The 19,664-nt window shown below is 67.7% G+C and carries 20 protein-coding genes and 1 pseudogene; 7 read left to right on the top strand and 14 right to left on the bottom strand.

The window, feature by feature from the left end:
• The first annotated feature begins 76 nt into the window (after positions 1-76).
• Complete coding sequence (locus EV643_RS03245) at positions 77-1,081, top strand: DUF6528 family protein (RefSeq protein WP_133798401.1); 1,005 nt, start codon at positions 77-79, stop codon at positions 1,079-1,081.
• Here EV643_RS03245 and EV643_RS03250 read toward each other — a convergent pair.
• On the bottom strand, positions 1,072-3,222 hold the full coding sequence (locus EV643_RS03250; protein ID WP_133798402.1) for an MMPL family transporter: 2,151 nt from the start codon (positions 3,220-3,222) through the stop codon (positions 1,072-1,074). The two genes, EV643_RS03245 and EV643_RS03250, sit on opposite strands and share 10 nt — an antisense overlap.
• A gap of 84 nt (positions 3,223-3,306) precedes the next feature.
• Between EV643_RS03250 and EV643_RS03255 the strand changes: the two genes are divergently transcribed.
• The gene (locus tag EV643_RS03255; RefSeq protein WP_133798403.1) at positions 3,307-3,633 is read left to right on the top strand and encodes a PadR family transcriptional regulator; all 327 of its coding nucleotides are present in this window, start codon (positions 3,307-3,309) and stop codon (positions 3,631-3,633) included.
• A 19-nt stretch (positions 3,634-3,652) separates the two neighbouring features.
• On the opposite strand, the gene EV643_RS03260 is transcribed toward EV643_RS03255, so the two are convergent.
• The 4 genes from EV643_RS03260 to EV643_RS45365 form a co-directional block, all read right to left on the bottom strand.
• Positions 3,653-4,315 carry a permease prefix domain 1-containing protein gene (locus EV643_RS03260; protein ID WP_238165321.1) on the bottom strand — a complete coding sequence of 221 codons (663 nt, stop codon included), beginning with the start codon at positions 4,313-4,315 and terminating at the stop codon, positions 3,653-3,655.
• 79 nt (positions 4,316-4,394) lie between these two features.
• On the bottom strand, positions 4,395-4,772 hold the full coding sequence (locus tag EV643_RS03265; RefSeq protein WP_133798405.1) for a DUF2784 domain-containing protein: 378 nt from the start codon (positions 4,770-4,772) through the stop codon (positions 4,395-4,397).
• A gap of 60 nt (positions 4,773-4,832) precedes the next feature.
• A complete protein-coding gene (locus EV643_RS03270; RefSeq protein WP_133798406.1) occupies positions 4,833-5,489 on the bottom strand; it encodes a GNAT family N-acetyltransferase in 657 nt (218 codons plus the stop codon).
• A gap of 25 nt (positions 5,490-5,514) precedes the next feature.
• On the bottom strand, positions 5,515-5,811 hold the full coding sequence (locus EV643_RS45365) for a hypothetical protein (protein ID WP_238165322.1): 297 nt from the start codon (positions 5,809-5,811) through the stop codon (positions 5,515-5,517).
• Positions 5,812-5,905: 94 nt separating this feature from the next.
• On the opposite strand from EV643_RS45365, the gene EV643_RS03280 reads away from it, so the two are divergent.
• From EV643_RS03280 to EV643_RS03295, 4 genes are all read left to right on the top strand, one after another.
• The gene (locus tag EV643_RS03280) at positions 5,906-7,216 is read left to right on the top strand and encodes an aminotransferase-like domain-containing protein (protein WP_133798407.1); all 1,311 of its coding nucleotides are present in this window, start codon (positions 5,906-5,908) and stop codon (positions 7,214-7,216) included.
• 130 nt (positions 7,217-7,346) lie between these two features.
• A complete protein-coding gene (locus tag EV643_RS03285) occupies positions 7,347-8,294 on the top strand; it encodes a D-alanine--D-alanine ligase family protein (protein ID WP_133798408.1) in 948 nt (315 codons plus the stop codon).
• A 7-nt stretch (positions 8,295-8,301) separates the two neighbouring features.
• Entirely contained in the window at positions 8,302-9,300 is a 999-nt protein-coding gene (locus EV643_RS03290; protein ID WP_133798409.1) for an SURF1 family protein, read from the top strand.
• Positions 9,297-9,653 (top strand): DUF3817 domain-containing protein, encoded by a 357-nt coding sequence (locus EV643_RS03295; protein ID WP_133798410.1) that lies wholly within the window; start codon positions 9,297-9,299, stop codon positions 9,651-9,653. The genes EV643_RS03290 and EV643_RS03295 overlap by 4 nt, the downstream gene beginning before the upstream one ends.
• Before the next feature lie 149 nt (positions 9,654-9,802).
• On the opposite strand, the gene EV643_RS03300 is transcribed toward EV643_RS03295, so the two are convergent.
• The 9 genes and pseudogenes from EV643_RS03300 to rpmH form a co-directional block, all read right to left on the bottom strand.
• On the bottom strand, positions 9,803-10,339 hold the full coding sequence (locus EV643_RS03300) for a putative immunity protein (protein ID WP_133798411.1): 537 nt from the start codon (positions 10,337-10,339) through the stop codon (positions 9,803-9,805).
• Positions 10,340-10,397: 58 nt separating this feature from the next.
• Positions 10,398-11,348, bottom strand: a complete 951-nt coding sequence (locus EV643_RS03305; RefSeq protein WP_133798412.1) for a ParB/RepB/Spo0J family partition protein — start codon at positions 11,346-11,348, stop codon at positions 10,398-10,400.
• A 369-nt stretch (positions 11,349-11,717) separates the two neighbouring features.
• Positions 11,718-12,653 (bottom strand): ParA family protein, encoded by a 936-nt coding sequence (locus tag EV643_RS03310; protein ID WP_166665293.1) that lies wholly within the window; start codon positions 12,651-12,653, stop codon positions 11,718-11,720.
• Positions 12,654-13,321: 668 nt separating this feature from the next.
• Complete coding sequence (rsmG, locus tag EV643_RS03315; protein ID WP_238165323.1) at positions 13,322-13,933, bottom strand: 16S rRNA (guanine(527)-N(7))-methyltransferase RsmG; 612 nt, start codon at positions 13,931-13,933, stop codon at positions 13,322-13,324.
• 76 nt (positions 13,934-14,009) lie between these two features.
• Positions 14,010-14,555 carry a Jag family protein gene (locus EV643_RS03320; protein ID WP_238165324.1) on the bottom strand — a complete coding sequence of 182 codons (546 nt, stop codon included), beginning with the start codon at positions 14,553-14,555 and terminating at the stop codon, positions 14,010-14,012.
• A gap of 325 nt (positions 14,556-14,880) precedes the next feature.
• Positions 14,881-15,798 (bottom strand): annotated as a pseudogene (yidC, locus tag EV643_RS03325) (membrane protein insertase YidC); the annotation flags it as partial.
• Between the two features lie 66 nt (positions 15,799-15,864).
• Positions 15,865-16,176, bottom strand: coding sequence for a membrane protein insertion efficiency factor YidD (yidD, locus tag EV643_RS03330; RefSeq protein ID WP_133798414.1), 312 nt, complete (start codon positions 16,174-16,176; stop codon positions 15,865-15,867).
• Positions 16,173-16,523, bottom strand: coding sequence for a ribonuclease P protein component (gene rnpA / locus EV643_RS03335; RefSeq protein ID WP_133798415.1), 351 nt, complete (start codon positions 16,521-16,523; stop codon positions 16,173-16,175). Before rnpA ends, yidD begins: the two co-directional genes overlap by 4 nt.
• 31 nt (positions 16,524-16,554) lie before the next feature.
• Positions 16,555-16,692 (bottom strand): 50S ribosomal protein L34, encoded by a 138-nt coding sequence (gene rpmH, locus EV643_RS03340; protein ID WP_133798416.1) that lies wholly within the window; start codon positions 16,690-16,692, stop codon positions 16,555-16,557.
• 659 nt (positions 16,693-17,351) lie between these two features.
• Here rpmH and dnaA point away from each other — a divergent pair.
• The gene (dnaA, locus tag EV643_RS03345; protein WP_370452201.1) at positions 17,352-19,460 is read left to right on the top strand and encodes a chromosomal replication initiator protein DnaA; all 2,109 of its coding nucleotides are present in this window, start codon (positions 17,352-17,354) and stop codon (positions 19,458-19,460) included.
• Positions 19,461-19,664: the final 204 nt, after the last annotated feature.

Genomic DNA, 19,664 nt, shown 5'->3' on the forward strand with positions numbered 1-19,664 from the left:
CGCGCCCTTCACCAACTGTCAGTGATCAGACAGCTACCTTAGGTGACTTGTCGATCAACCTAGGTGGTGGAAAGCGTTGTTCAAAGCTCTGATCGGCAGCGTCGGCCTGCTCGCTCTCGCGGCCGGACCCGGCGTTGCACCTGCGACCGCGCAAGCGCCGCCGAATGCTCTGCCTTCCAATATGGCAACCGGCGTCGAGGCGCAGGACGGGCGACTGATCGGCCTGACCGACCAGCAGTACGAGAACACCCAGGCGGCCCGGATCCGGGTGATGGACCCGGCGGTCGCGAACTGGAACACCGCGGCCGCGCAGAAGTGGGCGTGGGCCCCGACCAGCGGGAACGGGTTCGCCGGATTGGCGAGCGCCTGGGGACTCCCGTCAGACGTGAAGCTGCGGAAACGGGCCGGCAAGTACGTCGCGGTGGTGTCCGACACCCGCGGCCTGGCAGCCTTGATCAGCTACCCGGCCGGCAAGCGGTTGTGGGCGGTCAACGTCGGCGGATCGTCCGCGAGCCCGCACAGCGTCGAGCTGCTGCCGAACGGAAACGTGGCGGTGGCGGCGAGCGGCAGCGGCGGCTTCATCCGGGTGTACACGGCGTCCCAGGGCTCTGCTTCGGCGAAATACGTGAACTTCCCGCTGAACTTCGCTCACGGCGTCAGCTGGGACCCGGCCCGCAAGGTGCTCTGGGCCCTCGGCAACGACCAGTTGGTGGCTTTGAAGATCACCGGGACGGCGGCCGCCCCGAAGCTCGAGAAGTCGAGGGTGATCACCCTGCCGAACGGCGGTGGGCACGACGTGGCTCCCGCGCTGGAGAACCACGACGTCTTCTGGGTCTCCACCGCGGAGACCATCTACCGGGTGAGCAAGTCCCGTGGCGCGGTCCTCGCCAGCAAAGACCTCCGGTCCGTCAAGAGCGTGAGCAGCATGGCCAACGGCCGGCTGATCCGCACCAGGCCGAAGCAGGGCTGCCGGTCGGGGTGGTGCACGGACACGGTGGAGTTCGCCGGACCGGCTGGGCTCCGGACCTTGTCCGGAGCCCAGATCTACAAGGCCCGCGTCTGGAGCTCCCGCTACGAGTGATCCCGCTCGAGCGCGATCTTCGGGAGCACTCGCTCCAGCCTGCTCGGTAGCCACCAGGCGTGGTTGCCGAGCAGGCGTAGTACGGCCGGGACGATCACGCAGCGGATCAGCAGGGCGTCGATCAGGACCGCGGTGGCCAGACCGAGACCGAACTGGTTCAGCATCCGGTCCGGGCTGAGCAGGAAGGCACCGAAGACGACGATCATGATCGCGGCCGCGGCGGTGATCACGCTGCCGGTGTTCGCCAGCCCTTCCCGGACGGCTTCCTTCGCATCACCGGTCCGCCGCCATTCCTCGTGGATGCGGGAGATCAGGAACACCTCGTAGTCCATCGAGAGCCCGAACACGATCGCGAAGATCATCACCGGGACGAACGCTTCGATCGGTCCCGGCTGCGCCCCGAACCAGCCCTGCTGGAAGACCAGCGTGATCACCCCGAGGGACGCGCCGATGCTGAGCAGGTTGAGGATCGCGGCCTTCAGCGGGATCAGTACGGATCGGAAGACGGCCAGCAACAACAGGGCGGACAGACCGACCACGACGAGCACGAAGATCGGCAGCCGGTTGCTCACCGCATCCGCGAAGTCATCGGCCGCAGCGGTCGAACCGCCGACCAGGTACGTCGCCTTGGTCTCCTGCTCGAGAGCGGGCAGCGTCGTGTCGCGCAGCCGGCGGACCAGGTCGCTGGTCGCCTCGTCCTGCGGCGCCGACTTCGGGAACGCGATCACCGTGGCGACCTTGCCATCGGGCATCAGTTGCGGCGGAGTGACGGCGGCGATGCCCGGATCCGCTGCCAGCTTGCGGTTCAGCGCGTCGGCCGCGGCCTGGTTACCTTCGGACACGACGATCAGCGGGCCGTTGAAACCGGGCCCGAAGCCTTCGGCCAGCAGGTCGTACGCCTTGCGGGTCGTCTTGGCCGGATCGTCGGTACCGGCATCGGCGAAGCCAAGCCGCATGTCGAGCGCCGGCAGGCACAACGCCACCAGGGCGACCGGGCCGAGGATCAACGGAACCCACGGGCCCTTCTGTACCAGGGATGCCAGCTTGCGCCAGCCGTCGCCAGGGTTCCGGCGGGCCTTGGCGGCGTGCTTGCGGACGCTGCGCTCGATCCGCTTGCCGAACAAGGTCAGCAGCGCGGGCAGCAGGCTCACCGTTGCCAGCATCGTCATGAGCACGGTCAGGGTGACACCGAGAGCGACGCCTTGCAGGGCACCAAGTCCCAACGCCAGCAGGCCGAGCAGCGCGATGACCACCGTGCAACCGGCGAACATGACGGACCGGCCGGCCGTGTCGAGCGCGATCTCCGCGGCCCGTGGGCGCTCGGCTCCCTTGAGTAGTTCGCTGCGGTAGCGGGAGAAGATCAGCAACGCATAGTCGATACCGACGCCGAGACCGACCAGCATCATCACCGGGGCGGTGTAGTCGGGAACCGTGAAGAGGTGCGAGGCGAGGACCAGCAGGCCGAGCGTGCTGCCGACCGCGAACAGCGCGGTCAGCAACGGGAGAGTTGCCGCTAGCAATGATCCGAAGAGGAAGACCAGGATCACCAGGGCGGCCAGGATCCCGGCGCCTTCGGACGCACCACCTCCACTCTCGACCGCGGACCGGACGAGGTCGCCGCCGAGTTCCACCTGTAGTCCGTCAGCGTCGATCGTCTGCGCCTTCTCGACGATCGTGCGGACGTCTTCGGCCGGCATGTCGGCCGCCACGACATCCAGGGCCACTGTCGAGTACGCCGTCTTGCCGTCGGCCGACACGGATCCCCCACTGGTGAAGGGATCCGTGACGTCGGCGACGTGCGGCTGGTCGCGGACCTCGGCGAGCATCGTGGTGATCCGGCTCTTCGTCGCCGCCTGCGCGAGACCGGCGTCGTCGTGCAGGACGATCTGGATCGACTCGGTGGAGCCCTGCGGCTGGTGCTCGCGGAAGGTGTCGATCACCCGCTGGGACTCGGTGCCCGGCAGGGAGGTGTCGTTCTTGTACGCGTTGCCCACCAGTTGCGACGCCACCGTCACGCCGACGAGCACCAGCACCCAGAGCAGTACGGACAGGCCCGCGTGCCGCATCGCCCAGCCGGAGACGCGGTGCAACAGGCCTGGTTTCGCGGTCGTGGGCGGCCGCACGGGGGTTTCGACGGTCATCTCAACTCCTGCGTCGATCGTCTACATGTAGCGTTTCTACATGTTGCCTCTCGACGGTAACACGCATATGAGTAGACTGGCTACATGAAGGCGGACGCCCTGCGGGGACACCTCGACCCGATGATCCTGGCCGTGGTCGAGCACGAACCCCTGCACGGCTACGCGATCATGGAGGCGCTGCAGGAGCGCAGCGGAGGCGAGCTGGACCTGCCGACCGGCACGCTGTACCCCGCGTTGCGGCGGCTCGAGCGGGCCGGTTATCTCGCCAGTGAGTGGAGCACGGTCGGCGGGCGGAAACGCCGGACGTATCAGCTGACGTCGGCCGGGCAGAAGACACTCGCGGCCGGCCGCGGTGAGTGGGAGGTCTTCCGCACCGTCATCGAGGGCGTCCTCCGCCCCCGAACGAACTGATCAAGCCCGGACGAGCTGGTCAGGCCAAGCGAAGGCAGCGGTGGGCCGAGTGCATGACGAAGGCCAGCGGCAGTAGCACGAAGCCGCCCACGACCGACAGGCCGGCGAGAACGTTGCCGTGCAACTCATTGCTGAACAGCCCCATGCCCAATGCGATCACTCCGACCGCAGCACAACTCACCAAGGCGAAGATGGCCGTGGCGCGCGTGGCCCGGTCGCGGACGAGCGGATACCGCAGCCCGATTCCCGTGGCGACGACTGCCAGCACCGCCCCGGCGATCGACAACGTACCGACCACCTCGACCGCCTGGTTGAGGAACGCGACAAACGTGTTCGCCGCCTCCGGCTGCTGGGTCCAGGCCCAGACCCCCTGCAGCCAAACGATCGGTTGAGCAATCAGCACCAGGAAGAGCAGGACGGCGGTACGACGTCCCTGGGCGATCCCCAGTTCGGCCCGGTACCCGGGCACCACCTCGGCCAGGTCGCCGAAATCCTCGACCGCACGCAGCTTGGCCTCGTCGACGCTCAGCCCGTCGGACTCGAACGCCTCAGTGGCGTCGACCAGGCCGTCCCGCGCCTCGGCGAGCAGATCCGCCTTGCGCCGGCGCGGCCCGACGAGCGCGCGGTTGAGCCCGCCCAGGTAGCTCTCGACCGGGTCGGACGTGCTGATCGCGCTGGACACGGCTACCAGTATGGGCAAAGGACGGTGCCAATGACGTCCGGGTCTCACCTGACTGGTCCCTGGTTCAGCCCGAGGTGGTTCAGGCCGGTGTGCCGACCCGTTGCCGCCGGCGCCGGCGGGCGACGAAGTACCCGATGTAGCCGATGATCACCAGCGCGAAGCCGACCTTCTCGGCGGTCGGCGTCTCGCCTTCGGGCCAGATCGTGCCGTCCAGGTAGTGGTTGATGTAGCCGCCCTCGTAGACGGCCTCGCCACCCTCGCGGCGGAAGTACTTCTCCGTCCCTGTGAACGGGCAGTCGAAGTCGAGGATCACGATGGTCAGGTTCCAGACCACGATGCCCAGGTGCACCCAGATCAGCTTCGGCCACTTCCAGGCCAGGAAGCCGCCGATCACGAAGAAGAGCAGGAACGCGCCGTGCAACACCATCATCACGTCACCGAGAAAGCGGTACCCCATCCGGCCTCGCCTCCTCTCTCCAGCCGGGCTGATCCGATCCCGGCAACGGCGCTCCGCCTGTCAGTGTGTCGCTTCGCGGGTCACAGCGTCCCGAACCGCGGCCGGTGCCGGCGGCGAATGCTCAGGCCGGATCGCACCCCAGACGCGCTCGACGGCAGCCTCCATCTCGCTGCGCCAGGTGATCGTGGACCGCAGATCCAGCCGCAACCGGGGATTCCGCGGATGCTCCCGTACGACGCCGAAGCCGACCGCCTGCAGGAAGTCGGTCGGGAACACGCAACTCGGACCGTCCCAGCGGGAGTCGCCGAACGCCTCGACCGCCCGGAATCCGCGTTTGAGCACGTCCTTCGCGACCGCCTGGATGAGGATCTTGCCCAGCCCCATCCCGAGATACCGTGGCAGGATCCGGCCGGTCGCGAGCACCACAGCGTCCGGGCTCACGGGTGCGGTCGGGAACGCCTGGACGCGGGGAAGGTACGAGGCCGGCGCGTAGATCGCGTACCCCGCGGGCTCGTCGTCGACGTACAGGACGACGCCCACACTCCCCCAGTCGAGCAGCACCTGGGAGAGCCAGGCCTCCTTCTCCAGAGCAGTGTCACCCGAACGGGCGGCGTGGTTGGCGGCGACGGGTTCGAGCTCCCAGAAGACACAGGAACGGCAGGGCACCGGCAGGTCACCAAGATTGGCGAGCGTCAGCGGTTCCAGCCGTCTGGCCATCAGGCTTCCCTGTCAGCCGCGTCGCTCATCGGGCAGCCGGCGCCGGTGCTGGTGCCGGTTTCCTCGCGTCGGCGGTCCGAGCCGCCTCGGGAGCGACATACCGTTGCTGCACCTTGGCCGCCGGTTGTCGTCTGAAGAGCTCCCCGGCGAACCCTGCGAGCACGCCCAGGAGTAGTCCGCCGAGCATCCAGCCGAACGCCTTGCCCACGCTCATCCCGATCCTGCCTTCCGCGGTACGCCAGGCCGCACCGCGTCGTTCGCTGGCCGGCAGCCGTCTCAGCTGCCAGTCCGCGGCATGGTCGAACCTGCCCCTATAAGGCATGGTAGTGAGAGGTCACGCCGATCGGCAGCCCGGGCGCGCTCAGGCGGTTCGGCGTAACCTGGTGACTTCCCCTCGATCACCCTGGAGCCGTCCCGTGAGTGCTGACCTGCCCGACGTCCGGCAGACCCGTCTCGACAATTACGTCGATCGGTACGCAGCACGGACCAAGGGCATGACGGCGTCCGAGATCCGGGCGCTCTTCTCGGTCGCCAGCCGGCCCGAGGTGGTCTCACTCGCCGGTGGGATGCCGAATATCGGCGGCCTGCCGCTGGATGTGGTCGGCAGCGCGGTCCGCGACCTGGTGATGGAGAACGGCGCCACCGCGATGCAGTACGGCTCGGGTCAGGGCGATCCGGTCCTGCGCGACCAGATCTGCGACGTGATGCGGCTGGAGGGTATCGACGCGCATCCCGACGACGTGGTCGTCACCGTCGGCAGCCAGCAGGCCGTCGACCTGGTCACCCGGGTGTTCTGCGACCCGGGCGATGTGGTGATCTGCGAGGCCCCGTCGTACGTCGGTGCGCTGGGCGTGTTCCGCGCGTACCAGTGTGAGGTCGTTCACGTCGCGATGGACAACGACGGGGTGCAGCCGGAGGCGCTGGAGCAGGCGATCGCCGCGGTCCGGGCGGCCGGCAAGAAGATCAAGTTCTTCTACACGATCCCGAACTTCCACAACCCGGCCGGGGTCTCGCTGTCGGTCGAGCGCCGCCGGCGGGTGCTGGACATCTGCCGCGCCGCCGATCTGCTGATCCTGGAGGACAACCCGTACGGGCTGCTCGGGTTCGACGGGGATCCGTACCGGGCGTTGCGCGCGGACGACAAGGAGGGCGTGATCTACCTCGGCTCGTTCTCCAAGACCTTCGCGCCGGGATTCCGGGTCGGCTGGGCGGTCGCGCCGCACGCCGTCCGGGAGAAGCTCGTGCTGGCCCAGGAGTCCGCGACGTTGTGTCCGCCCGTCTTCAGCCAGCAGACGATCTCTGCGTACCTGAGCCGGCACGACTGGCTCGGCCAGGTGAAGCAGTTCCGGGAGATGTACCGGGAGCGGCGCGACGCGATGCTCGCGGCCCTGACCGAGAAGATGCCCGCGGCAACGACCTGGACGAAGCCGGCCGGCGGGTTCTACGTCTGGCTGACCTTGCCGGAGGGCCTGGACGCGAAGGCGATGCTGCCGCGCGCGGTCACCGCGCGGGTCGCCTATGTGCCCGGAACCGCCTTCTTCGCCGACGGTTTCGGCTCGCAGTGCATGCGGTTGTCCTACTGTCACCCGACCCCGGAGCGGATCACCGAAGGTGTCGCCCGGCTGGCCGCGGTGATCAACGAGGAGCTCGAGCTCCGGCAGACGTTCGGCCCGCTGCCACCCGGCGCCGGTCGCGACTACGACGCTCCGGGACCGGAGCTGAGCTGATGCCCCGCGCAAAATCTGCGCAGGGGTTCTTGGGCGGCTAGTGGGTTCGCCGGAGGGTGGCGGTACGGTTCCAATGGGCCTCGGGACCGGCGCCCTGCCGGAGTCGCCCACGAGTGATCGGGAAGATTCTATGAGTGATCTGGGTCGAGTGCTGGTCCTGGCCGGCGGACTGTCGCATGAGCGCGACGTCTCGCTGCGCTCGGGCCGGCGGGTTGCCGACGCCTTACGCAGCGTCGGGGTCGAGGTCGAGCAGCGAGACGTCGACGCGAGCTTGGTGGACCGTCTGCGCGACGATCCGCCGGACGCGGTGTTCCCCGTCCTGCACGGCGTGACCGGCGAGGACGGCGCTCTCCGCCAGGTCCTCGATCTGTACCGCGTGCCCTACGTCGGCGCCGACGCGGCCGCCTGCCGGACCGCCTTCGACAAGCCGGTAGCGAGCACCATGGTCGGCGCCGCCGGCCTCTGTACGCCGGAGTCGGTGGTGCTCGGGCACGACACGTTCCGCGAACTCGGGGCGGCCGCGCTGATGGAGGCCGTGATCGGTCAGATCGGGCTGCCGCTGGTGGTCAAGCCGGCTCGGGGTGGTTCGGCGCTGGGAGCGTCGATCGTGCGCTCGGCGGACGAACTGCCGTCCGCGATGGTGAACTGCTACGCGTATGGGCCGGTTGCACTGATCGAGCGGTTCATCGACGGGACCGAGGTCGCCGTGACCGTGGTCGACACGGGTGACGGACCACGTGCGTTGCCGGCCGTGGAGATCCTGCCGGACTCGGGGTTCTACGACTACGAGGCTCGATACACGGCGGGCGCCACCCAGTTCGTCGTACCGGCTCGGCTGGACGCAGCTGTGGCGCAGGCATGTGCGGAGGCGGCTGTCACGGCGCATCGGGCGCTTGGGCTTCGGGACCTGTCGCGGTCGGATCTGGTGGTCGACCCTGATGGCGTGCCGTGGTTCCTCGAGGTGAACGTGGCGCCCGGGATGACCGAGACGTCGTTGGTGCCGTTGGCCGCGGAGGCCGCCGGCGTGGAGCTGGGCGTGCTGTGTCGCGATCTGCTGGCCGCGGCCGCTGCTCGTTGAGGTCCTGATGCCTGTCGCGCCGGCCGCCGAACCCGTGGAGACCCAGCTGGTCGCGCGACCCTTGTGGCGAACGATCCTGACGCCACGCTGGACCGGCCTGCTGGTGTTCGCGCTGGCGATTGCCTCCGTCATGTCGGTGCTCGGTGTGTGGCAGCTGGACGTGTATCGCTCGAAGACCGCCGCCGCTACGGCAGGACGGGCCGCCATCTCGCCGGTGGCCCTGGAGTCCTTGTTCTCGATCGACTCCGGACTGCCGGCTGCTGCGGTCGCTCGTCGTGTCACTGTCACCGGCAGTTGGGCACCGGCGGCCGATCAGCTCTTCATCTCCGACCGGGCGCACAACAACCAGGACGGCTTCTGGGTCATCACTCCCCTACTGCTCGACCAGTCGTCCACCTCGGGCTCAGGTGACCCGGACTTCATGGGCGGCACGGGCGGTTCAGGCTCGGGTGATTCGGCTGGTGCGGGCAGGTCGGCGGGTGCGGTGATGGTGGTCCGTGGATGGGTCTCGTCGGTGGACGACCCGGCCGCGAAGGCACCCAGCGGTCGGGTGAGCCTGACCGGAGCGGTCGCGGCTTCCGAGGCACAGGATTCCTCGGGCGACGCTGCGAAGGGTCGAGTTCTGCAGTCGCTCCGGATCCCGACGATCGTCCACCTGGTCGACTACCGGATCTACGACGCCTTCGTCGTCCTCACATCCGTCGACCAGTCCACCTCGGGCACGCCTTCGACGGGCGCTGTGGACGCTCCGGCCTTGGTCTCACCACCGAGTCCACCCACCGACCACGCGGGCCTCCGGAACGTCGCATACGCCTTCCAGTGGTGGCTCTTCGCCGCCTTCACCCTGTGGATGTGGGCCCGCGTGGTCCTGGACGCCCACCGCCCGGACCCCGAGCTTGCAGCCGAACTGGGCGCCCAGCCTGAACCTGATCCCGCTGGCGAGCCCGCGACCGAGGGAGACCGGGCCCAGGAGCCGGTGGAGCCAAGCGGTACCGTTTCAGCGTGACTTCACCAGCCGACCCCGCAACGTCCGCCACCTCACAGTCGCCGCTCACTCCGGCCGTCCGGGGCGCACTCACCCGCTATCGCGTGATCGCGTACATCGTCGGCGTGATGCTCCTGCTCCTGCTGTTCGTGGCGATGCCGCTGAAGTACCTCGCCGACGACCCCGGCGCGATGAACGTCATCGGCCCGCTACATGGGTTCCTCTACGTGGTGTACCTGCTCGGCACCTTCGACCTGTTCCGCCGCGTCAAGTGGTCCCTCCCTCGCCTCGTCCTGATGGCCCTCGCCGGCACGATCCCCTTCCTGTCGTTCTACGCCGAGCGCAAGACCACCCACGAGCTGACCCGGCACTGACCCACGCGTCGATGTTCCACGTGAAACATCGACTGCAAGTCCCCAAGTGTCTTTGTCGACAAATCTCGATCGCGGCCACGCGTGGACAGTGTTGGCCCTGAAATTCCTCTGTGAGCGCGATCCTGAGCGACCTGCAAAGCCCGCTGGATTCAGTAGAGCGATCGCAGTGAGGCGTCCAGCTCGCTCATGAGTTCGGCCACCCGGTTTCCACTCGGGGCGGCGGGGTAGCGCTTGAGCACCGCAACAAGCGCAGGCGTTGCTCGCTCGCGAGCCTGCTGAATTCGCGCCGCTCCAACACTTGGATCCCCGTCGGCGGCCAGCTCCGCCGCGTGTGCTGAGCATGCTGCGGCGCCCAGGATGTGGCCGACCTGGGTCGACTTTGCGAGCGGGTGCAGGTAGGCCGCGGCCGCGGCGTGGCCCGCGGCGCGTGCCGCGTTCTGAGCGGCTTCGGTTGTCGCCTCCCGCGCAGCCTTGTGTGCGGCCAACGCGCTGATTCGCTGCAAGTTCGTGCGCTTGGCACCGTCAACGAAAGTCCACGCCGATTCGACAGCTGCCCGAGGCCGTCGGTCGTCCGGGTGACTTGTCTCGAAGATCGGCAGTGCCTCCTGGGCGCACTCCGCGGCATAGCGAGCGACCACCCGGAGGTCCTGCATGCTCAGCTCGACCTCGCCGGCCTTGTTCGTCATACCCTCATCGTCGCGCGGCCGTCCAGTCAAAGGCCCCGCCCAGGCCGGCGATGGGAAGTCAGGAATTCGACTTGTTGGGGTCCATCAGAGTGACGATGCGTTCGAGGTCGTCGAGGGAGGCGAACTCGACAGTGATCTTGCCCTTGGACTTGCCGAGGTCGACCTTCACCCGGGTCTCGAAGCGATCGGAGAGCCGGTCGGCCAGGTCGACCAGCCGCGGTGCGACCGGCTTGTTGCGTCGACGAGCCGGAGCGGGCGCATCGTCCGTCATGTCGCCCAACGCGACGATCTCCTCGACCGTGCGGACCGACAGGCCCTCGGCGACGATCCGCTGAGCCAACCGCTCGATCGCGTCTCCGCTAGGAAGCCCGAGGAGAGCGCGAGCGTGTCCCGCGGACAGTACGCCGGCAGCCACGCGTCGCTGCACCGACGCCGGCAGCTTCAGCAGTCGAAGCGTGTTGGAGATCTGCGGACGGGAGCGTCCGATCCGTGTCGCCAGCACTTCCTGCGTACACCCGAAGTCGTCGAGCATCTGCTGGTACGCCGCGGCCTCCTCCAGTGGGTTCAGCTGGCTCCGGTGCAAGTTCTCCAGCAGCGCGTCGCGCAGCATGACGTCGTCAGAGGTCTCCCGGACAATGGCCGGGATCGTGGTCAGCCCCGCCTGCTGGGTCGCGCGCCAGCGACGCTCCCCCATCACGAGCTCGTACTTGTCCTGCTCCAGCCGGCGAACGACGATCGGCTGCAGCAGGCCGATCTCCTTCACCGAGTGGACCAGCTCGTCCATCGCCTCTTCGTCGAAGACGGTGCGCGGCTGCTTCGGGTTCGGGGTGATCTTGTCGATCTCGATCTCCGCGAACCGGGCTCCGGGGACAGCCGCCAACTCGGGCTCCACCCTGATCGGCGGAGCTCCCGGGATCGAGTTCGACTTGCTGCCAAGTGTCGGGCTGGTACCGGGAGCGGGAGTACTCGGAATCAGTGCGCCGAGTCCACGTCCAAGCCTGGTGTTCATACCGCTCCCTCGAGTTCAGCTCTTGCCGTTTCAGCCCCTGCCGTTGCGGCTGTCCATCCAACCTGTCGAGGTGAGACTGCTGCGCCTCCCCACAACAACCAGCCTGCGCAACGGTAGCCGGTAACTGCCCGACCAACACCCTCGCCCCCCACAACTTCCACACTCCGATCGCCACTCCACCCCGAACAGCACCTGTTCACTCCGTTCCACGTGAAACATCGCCCCCAACACCAGCCGCCCCTACTCTCGGGCGCAGCTCGTTTCACGTGGAACATCGCCCCTGGTCCGAGACAAAACGAAAGGCCCGGACCGTGTGGGTCCGGGCCTTTCGCGTTCCTTGTCAGGCGTTGCTTGTCAGGTGTTGTCTTGTCAGCTGTTGTTCCTCATGGCGATCTCTCGGGATGCCTCCAGGTACGACAGTGCGCCCGCGGACGCCGGGTCGTAGGCGAGCACCGTCTGCCCATGGCTCGGGGCCTCGGAGATGCGGACCGATCGCGGTACCGCCGTCCGCAGTACGGCATCCTGGAAGTGGCCGCGGACTTCGGCAGCCACCTCTCCGGCCAGCTTGGTGCGGGCGTCGTACATGGTGAGCAGGATCGTCGAGACGTCGAGCCCAGGGTTCAGGTGCGCCTTCACCATGTCGATGTGGCGGAGTAGTTGCGACAGGCCCTCCAGGGCGTAGTACTCGCTCTGGATCGGGACCAGGACCTCCCGCGCCGCCGTCAGGGCGTTCACGGTGAGCAGGCCCAGCGACGGCGGGCAGTCGATGAACACGTAGTCGTACTTCTCGCCCGCGGCCTCGGTCTCGGCCAGGTGCGCGTCCAGGACGCGCTTCAGCCGGCTCTCCCGGGCCACGATGCTGACCAGTTCGATCTCGGCGCCGGCCAGGTCGATCGTCGCCGGCACCACCACGATGCCGGGGTGCTCCTCGCAGGGCTGCAGCAGCTTGCTCAGCGACTCGCCCTCGATGACCGCCTCGTAGACACCCGGGGTGCCCTCCGAGTGCTCGATGCCGAGAGCGGTCGAGGCGTTGCCCTGGGGGTCGAGGTCGATCACCAGGATCCGGGCGCCGTACAGGGCGAGGCCGGCGGCGACGTTGACGGTGGTGGTGGTCTTGCCGACGCCGCCCTTCTGGTTGGCGACAACGAAGACCCGGGTCTCAGCGGGCAGCGGGAACTCGCGGCCCATCGTGCGTCCTTCATTCACCAGCAGGGTCCGTTCGGTGGCGGCGGCGATCGGAGTTTCCAGAAGTCGTCGTTGAAGCTCGTCCGAAGTGGCCCGCGCGGCAATCTGTGCGGCAGTCATGGCGCCCATTCCAAGAGGTGCGGGACTTGGCCCGAAGAGGATGTCGGTCGGGGTCGGAGCTGGGGTTGGGGCGGGGCTTGAAGCAGGAGTTCGAGCGGCTGGAGCAAGAGCTGGGGGGACAGCTGGAGGGAGAGCTGGTGCGAATCCGCCCCCAGGTTCATCCACAGGGGTCTGTGGATGAATTCCAGCCTGCGGAGGCGTCTCGCGGGGGTGGTCATCCACAGGAGGTGGGGACTCGGGGTACTGCTCTTCAGTGTCGGGCTCAGTATCCAGCAAGGGGCCCGTTTCACGTGAAACCGTCGACGTCTGAGCACCACTTGCGGCCCCTGAAGTGAGGCCGACCGCGGCCGCTCGAAGACCCGAGGAGTCGAAGTTCACGTCGCTGCCGTTGATCGCGGGCGCCTCCGGTGAAGGTAGAGGCGCCGATACCGGCGATGATGCAGGGGCTACGAACGGCGAAGTAGCCGAGGACGGCTTGGCGGCTGAAGTGGTGGTTGAAGTGGTATCTGCGGTGGGAACTTGGGAGGCAGTTGAGGAGGGAGCGTCCGACTCGGGCGCGACCAAAGTGATCGAGTTCTGACCGCCGGTGGGCCAGCCGATGCCTTGGTTCGCCCCGGGTTCACCGGTGCTTTTCTCCGGCCATCCGAGGGCACGACTCACGAACCCGATCACCTCCCGCGTCTTCTGTGCTGGGATCCCCGCGCAGCACGTCCGGCCACAATACTCACGACAGTTGTCGGCTGGGCCAGTTCGCCATCCCCTAGTTGGTGAACATGCCAAACTTCCGCCCCGAGGGCCTCCAATTCACCTTCGGCGCTGTCCAGTTCGTCCTCCGCGGACGCGCCCTTCATCGCGAGCATCAGGCCACCTTCGGCACAGAGCGGCAGGCACCACCCGGCCAACTTGCCCAATGGCGCCACCGCTCGCGAGGTGACCACGTCGTACGACGCCGGCGGCAACTCCTCGGCCCGGGCCCGGACCACTTCCGCATTCGGGATGCCGAGCTTGTCGACGGCCTCCTGCAGGAACGTGGTGCGCCGGAGCAACGGCTCGACGAGCGACACCTGGAGGTCGGGGCGGACCAGTGCGAGCACGATCCCGGGCAGTCCCGCGCCGGTGCCGATGTCGGCCACCGTGGACTCTTCGGGGATCAGGCGCTCCAGCACGGCGCAGTTCAGCAGGTGCCGATCCCAGAGTCGCGGCACTTCACGCGGGCCGATCAGCCCACGCAGGGTTCCTTCGGTCGACAGCAGCTCCGCGTACGCCACGAGCTGACCCACCGCCCGGGGGTAGAGCTCCTCCACGAGCGGCGGGGTTTCACGTGAAACGTCATCTGTCACGAGCAGAACACGATGATCAGGCGGGCTGGACGACGACCCGGCGGCGCGGTTCCTCGCCCTCCGACTCACTCGTCAGGCCGGCCGCGGCGACGACGTCGTGCACGACCTTCCGCTCGAACGGCGTCATCGGGTCCAGCCGGACCGGCTCGCCGGTCGCCTTCGCCTCCTCGATCGCCTTCAGGCCGACCTGCTCCAGCTCGGCCTTGCGGTTCGCCCGGAAGTTCGACACGTCCAGCATCAGCCGGGACCGCTCACCGGTCTCCCGGTACACGGCCAGCCGGGTGAGTTCCTGCAGCGCCTCGAGCACCTTGCCGTTCTCACCGACCAGGTTGCTCAGGTCGGCGCCGACGATCGACACGGCGGCCCGGTCGCCGTCGATGTCCATGTCGATGTCGCCGTCCAGGTCGGCGATGTCGAGCAACTCCTCGAGGTAGTCCGCCGCGATGTCGCTCTCGTTCTCCAGCGCCTTCAGGCGGTCGTCCGCTCCACCAGTCGCGGAGTTCCCGATCGACGTCTCAGCTGACGTCTCACTCGACTCGCCGTTCTGCATGCCGTCGCTCACGGCCACTCCTTCACAGTTCGAGATCCGCCCCACGGGGACCCAGGTCTAACAAAGCAGAGGAAACAGGGATACCGGTGCAGCGGGATCAGCTGTCGGTCTTGCGACCGGCCGACCCACCCGACTTCTGCTGCGCGGCCTTCCGCTGCGCCCGCGACTTGGCGGCGGGCTGGCGCTTGGCGGTGTTCGCGGTCTTCTTGGCCGCGGGAGCCTTCTTGGCGGCCGGCGGTTGACCGTTGGCGGCCGCCTTCTCGGGCTGCGCGTCCTGGCTGTTCTGACCGGACTCGGCCTTTGGTGCGTTCTGGCTTGCACCGCCGGCACCGCCCGACCTCCGGTCGCTGCGGGACTGACGTTTCGGCTGCTGACGGTTCGCCGGGCGGCGGTCCGACCCGGCCTCGTCGTCCTCGGTGGCGGTGGCCAGGCCCGACTCCTCCGGCCGGCCGGCCTTCCGGTTGTGCTCGCGCTTCCGCGCTTCCATCGCGTCGTACGCCGGGGTGCCGGGGGCCGGGTTGCGCCGGATCACGTAGAACTGCTGGCCCATCGTCCACACGTTCGAGACGAACCAGTAGATCAGCACACCGATCGGGAAGTTGAAGCCACCGATCAGGAAGAAGATCGGGAAGACGTACAGCATGATCTTCTGCATCTGCGCCGCCTGGCCCTCGAGGGCCTCCTTCGGCATGTTCTTGCGCATCAGCTGAAGCTGGGTGATGAACATCGTGCTGGTCATCAGGATGATCAGCACGACGGCGACGATCTTGACGTTGGTCGAGCCGTCGCCGCTGGCCCGCAGGAAGGTCTGGGAGATCTCCGCGCCGAAGATCTTCGCGTGCCGCAGCGACTCGACGTGCGGCGCGATGATGCCACTGTGGCTCTCGCCCTTCGAGGCGCCGTCGAGCACCCGGAAGAGGGCCAGGAAGATCGGCGACTGGAGCAGCAGCGGCAGGCACGAGGAGAACGGGTTGGTGCCCGTCTCCTTGTACAGCTTCATCATTTCCTGACCGAGCTTCTCCCGGTCATGGCCGTACTTCTTTTGCAGCTCCTTCATCTTCGGCTGCAGCAGCTGCATGTTCCGGCTGGACCGGATCTGCCGTACGAACAGCGGGATCAGCAGCGTCCGGATCACGATGGTCAGGCCGGCGATGGACAGCGCCCAGGCCCAGCCGCCGTTCGGGTCCAGCACCTGCGACAACAGCCAGTGCCACCCCACCAGCAGCGCCGAGACACCGTGGTAAAGCGGTGTCATGATCGCGTTGAAAACGTCTACGATCCCGTCCCACAACGCGAGCTCAGGGATGGCCAGAAGAGTCACTCAAGCACCTCGCTGCACAGGCCCGGCGTCGGCGGACGATCCGGGCTGGTTGGCGGAGACGGACTCTCCGCGCTGGTCGACATCTGTGGGTGGAACGGGGTCGTAGCCGCCGGGGTTCCACGGGTGGCAGCGGGCGAGTCTCCTCGCCGCCAGCCAGCTACCGCGCACCGCGCCGTGCCGCTCGACCGCTTCCAGGGCGTACGCCGAACAACTGGGGTAGAACCGGCAGACCTGCCCGTACATCGGGCTGACGAACTTCCGGTACAGCTTCAGAAAACCGATGATCCCGTACTTGACGGGTGCGATCTTCATCGTGGTTCCAGCACCCGGCGCAGGGCGGCGTCGACGTCCGAGACCAGCTCGTCGTACGACGCCGAGGCGGCCGCGGGCAGGGCACGAACCACGGTCAGGCTGCCGGCCGGCAGATCGGGGAGCCGTGCGGCCAGGACGGCACGCAGGCGGCGGTGGACCCGGTTCCGAAGAACCGCGTTGCCCACCGCCTTGTTCACCACGAATCCGACACGGGCAGGCTCGGCCTGATCAAGGCCGGCCTGGGACAGCAGATGGACCACCACGGCGCGCCGGGCCGCCCGCCGACCGGAACGGACGGCGCGGCGGTAGTCGTCGGACCGGCGGAGCCGATGCGACGCGGGCAGCACGAGGTGGTCACCGGAACATTCGGCAGACAGCTCAGGCCGCGAGGCGCTGACGGCCCTTGCTGCGACGGGAGGCGATGATCGCGCGGCCCGCACGGGTGCGCATCCGAAGACGGAAGCCGTGCTTCTTGTGCCGGCGACGGTTGTTCGGCTGGAACGTCCGCTTGCTCACTGGAATGACTCCGGTTACTCGAGATCAGAGATGTCGACAAATCCACTGGTAGATCTGCCGCTGCTGCAGGTCCTGCACGCCGCCCGAGAAACCAGGCCGGCCAAACCGCCGGCAAACAAGGTCTCGCCTGGAGCGCAGCACGAAACGGCCGGCTCAACGCCGACCGATCCACGGTACGTGGCCGCCTGTGGACAGGTCAAACCGACCGTCCCCATAGTTTTCCACAGGTCTGTGGAAAATCCACGCGCCGCACGGATCGTCCGGTTCTGATCACGCACAGCCGACAACCGCTACCAACGGCGACTGCCCAACCACGACTACGCTCCGGCGTCTACCCGACACGCCGGAGGTTGCCCCCAATTTGGCATCCATAGCCTGTGGATGACGGCTTGAAGCGCCCTGCCCGGACTTGTTAGCGTCAGCCCCTCACACCACAGGTTCCACCCCCCGCAACCGGTAACCAACCTGCTCCACGCGTCGTTCACAACTGTGGACAACGATGTGGACAATGAGGAGAACCGGCTGAGGAGACCGGCGATTGCGATGTTCGGCCGAGCGGCCGGACGGGCAACGGCCGGGGGCCGGGACGAGAGGTCGCGCTGAACTGGGGGAACCCGGCCGGCACCGGCCACCGCAGCGAAGGATTCGGGGAGCAACGCGTGGTCGAGGATCAGTCCGGTAATGCGGACTTCAGAGCGGACATCGATACCGAGGCCACGGGCGGGGACACACCACCGGTCGGCATCTTCGGCGAAACGCAGAACGAAGCGACCAACGGCTGGCCCGGTGAAGCCGCCGACAGCCAACTTGGCGAAGCAAACGGTGGGCGACTCGGGGATGCGGGCGGCCTTCTGGGCGGCCCGAGCATCGGCGACAGCAACGGACCGAACAGCGCGGTCCAGACCAGCGGCACAGGACCGGTCGGACCGAGCAGCCGCGGTGTAGCCGACGGCGGAGCACCCGGCGGTGGTTTCGCGGGCGGGCCTGCGGCCGGCGGGAATGCCGGTGACGGCGGGCGTGAGGTCAGGGCTCAGGTGAATGATCTGGGTGATGCGTGGGCGCGGGTGCTCGCCGGGTTGCCGCCGAATCAGCGCGCCTGGCTGACGAACTCGCGGCCGGTGACGCTGCACGAGAGCACCGCGATCGTGGCCGTTCCCGACGACTTCACCCGGGGCCAGCTCGAGACCCGGCTCCGGCCCGATCTGGAGCGGATTCTCAGCGAGAGCTTCGGCCGCGACATCCGGATCGCGGTGACCGTCGACCCGTCCCTCGATCCCGAGCTCCGCGAACAAACCCAGCCCGCGCAACCCGCGGTACAGGAGTCGCGGTATCAGGGTGGGACGTTGCAGCAGCCGACCCAGCAGCACCAGCCGGCTCAGCACCATCAGCCGACACAGCACATGCAGCCCTCGCAGCATCTGCAGCCGAATCGGTACCAGCAGCCGGATCACTCCGGCCGGCCGGGCGAAGCAAGCAATCCACACCAGCCCGCCCAAGGTCAGCCACTGCAGGCTGAGGGGTCATTCCAGCCAACGCTCCAGTCCTCGCTGACCGCGGCGCCCGACCTGCCCGTTCACCGGATGGACCAGCCCATCGGCCAGCCGATCAACCAGCAGCCGAACCAGCCCATGAACCAGCCACTGAACCAGCAGCACGGGCAGCCGCTCGGCTCGGTCGCGCCGCCGCCGAACGGTTCGGCCCCGATCCAGCAGGCCACTCAGGCCCAGGGCGAGGCCCGGCTGAACCCGAAGTACACCTTCGAGACCTTCGTCATCGGCAGCTCCAACCGGTTCGCGCACGCCGCGGCTGTCGCCGTCGCCGAGGCACCGGGCAAGGCCTACAACCCGCAGCTGATCTACGGCGACTCCGGTCTCGGCAAGACCCATCTGCTGCACGCGATCGGGCACTACGTCCGCAGCCTCTACACCGGGGCCCGGGTCCGGTACGTCTCGAGCGAAGAGTTCACCAACGACTTCATCAACGCGATCCGCGATGACAAGGCATCCCAGTTCCAGCGCCGATACCGCGACGTCGATGTGCTGCTGATCGACGACATCCAGTTCCTCGAGGGCAAGATCCAGACCCAGGAGGAGTTCTTCCACACCTTCAACACGCTGCACAACGCGAACAAGCAGATCGTGATCAGCTCCGACCGGGCGCCGAAACGCCTGGAGGCACTGGAGGATCGGCTGCGCAACCGGTTCGAGTGGGGGCTGATCACCGACATCCAGCCGCCCGACCTGGAGACCCGGATCGCGATCCTGCGGAAGAAGGCGGCCACCGAGCGGCTGACCGCGCCGCCGGAGGTGCTGGAGTTCATCGCGTCGAAGGTGCAGACCAACATCCGCGAGCTCGAGGGCGCCCTGATCCGGGTCACCGCGTTCGCCAGCCTGAACCGGCAGCCGGTCGATCTGAGCCTGGCCGAGATCGTGCTGAAGGACCTGATTCCTGAAGGCAGCAAGCCAGAGGTGACGGCCAGCATGATCATGGGCCAGACCGCCTCGTACTTCGGCCTGTCGATCGATGACCTCTGTGGTTCGAGCCGGAGCCGGGTGCTGGTGACGGCCCGGCAGATCGCGATGTACCTGTGCCGGGAGCTGACTGATCTGTCCCTGCCGAAGATCGGCCAGCAGTTCGGCGGCCGCGACCACACGACGGTGATGCACGCCGAGCGGAAGATCCGCCAGCTGATGTCCGAGCGGCGCAGCGTCTTCAACCAGGTGACCGAACTGACCAACAGGATCAAGCATCAGGCCAAGCAGCAATGACCCCGGTGACCGTCTCGCCGAGCTCGGAAGCCGAGTGCTACGAAGCGGTCACCGGAACCACACAGGTTGGGGATACTCCTGTGGAAAACTGTGGGTATCCCGGTGGACATCCACGCCTTCGTTGTGGATTCGCTGTGGGGACAGCCGGCGTCGTCCTCAGCCGTCCCCAGGCAAGCCCGATTTCGTCCACACCCAACACACAGG

It is taken from the genome of Kribbella caucasensis (genome assembly GCF_004361855.1).
In the GTDB taxonomy this organism is placed as follows: Bacteria; Actinomycetota; Actinomycetes; order Propionibacteriales; family Kribbellaceae; genus Kribbella; species Kribbella caucasensis.

What these genes read in the sequence shown, in the direction of transcription:
- EV643_RS03250 (WP_133798402.1), bottom strand. Translation starts at nt 3,222, where the DNA reads ATGACCGTCGAAACCCCCGTGCGGCCGCCCACGACCGCGAAACCAGGC.
- EV643_RS03255 (WP_133798403.1), top strand. Translation starts at nt 3,307, where the DNA reads ATGAAGGCGGACGCCCTGCGGGGACACCTCGACCCGATGATCCTGGCC.
- EV643_RS03265 (WP_133798405.1), bottom strand. Translation starts at nt 4,772, where the DNA reads ATGGGGTACCGCTTTCTCGGTGACGTGATGATGGTGTTGCACGGCGCG.
- EV643_RS03270 (WP_133798406.1), bottom strand. Translation starts at nt 5,489, where the DNA reads ATGGCCAGACGGCTGGAACCGCTGACGCTCGCCAATCTTGGTGACCTG.
- EV643_RS45365 (WP_238165322.1), bottom strand. Translation starts at nt 5,811, where the DNA reads ATGCCTTATAGGGGCAGGTTCGACCATGCCGCGGACTGGCAGCTGAGA.
- EV643_RS03285 (WP_133798408.1), top strand. Translation starts at nt 7,347, where the DNA reads ATGAGTGATCTGGGTCGAGTGCTGGTCCTGGCCGGCGGACTGTCGCAT.
- EV643_RS03290 (WP_133798409.1), top strand. Translation starts at nt 8,302, where the DNA reads ATGCCTGTCGCGCCGGCCGCCGAACCCGTGGAGACCCAGCTGGTCGCG.
- EV643_RS03300 (WP_133798411.1), bottom strand. Translation starts at nt 10,339, where the DNA reads ATGACGAACAAGGCCGGCGAGGTCGAGCTGAGCATGCAGGACCTCCGG.
- EV643_RS03305 (WP_133798412.1), bottom strand. Translation starts at nt 11,348, where the DNA reads ATGAACACCAGGCTTGGACGTGGACTCGGCGCACTGATTCCGAGTACT.
- EV643_RS03310 (WP_166665293.1), bottom strand. Translation starts at nt 12,653, where the DNA reads ATGACTGCCGCACAGATTGCCGCGCGGGCCACTTCGGACGAGCTTCAA.
- yidD (WP_133798414.1), bottom strand. Translation starts at nt 16,176, where the DNA reads ATGAAGATCGCACCCGTCAAGTACGGGATCATCGGTTTTCTGAAGCTG.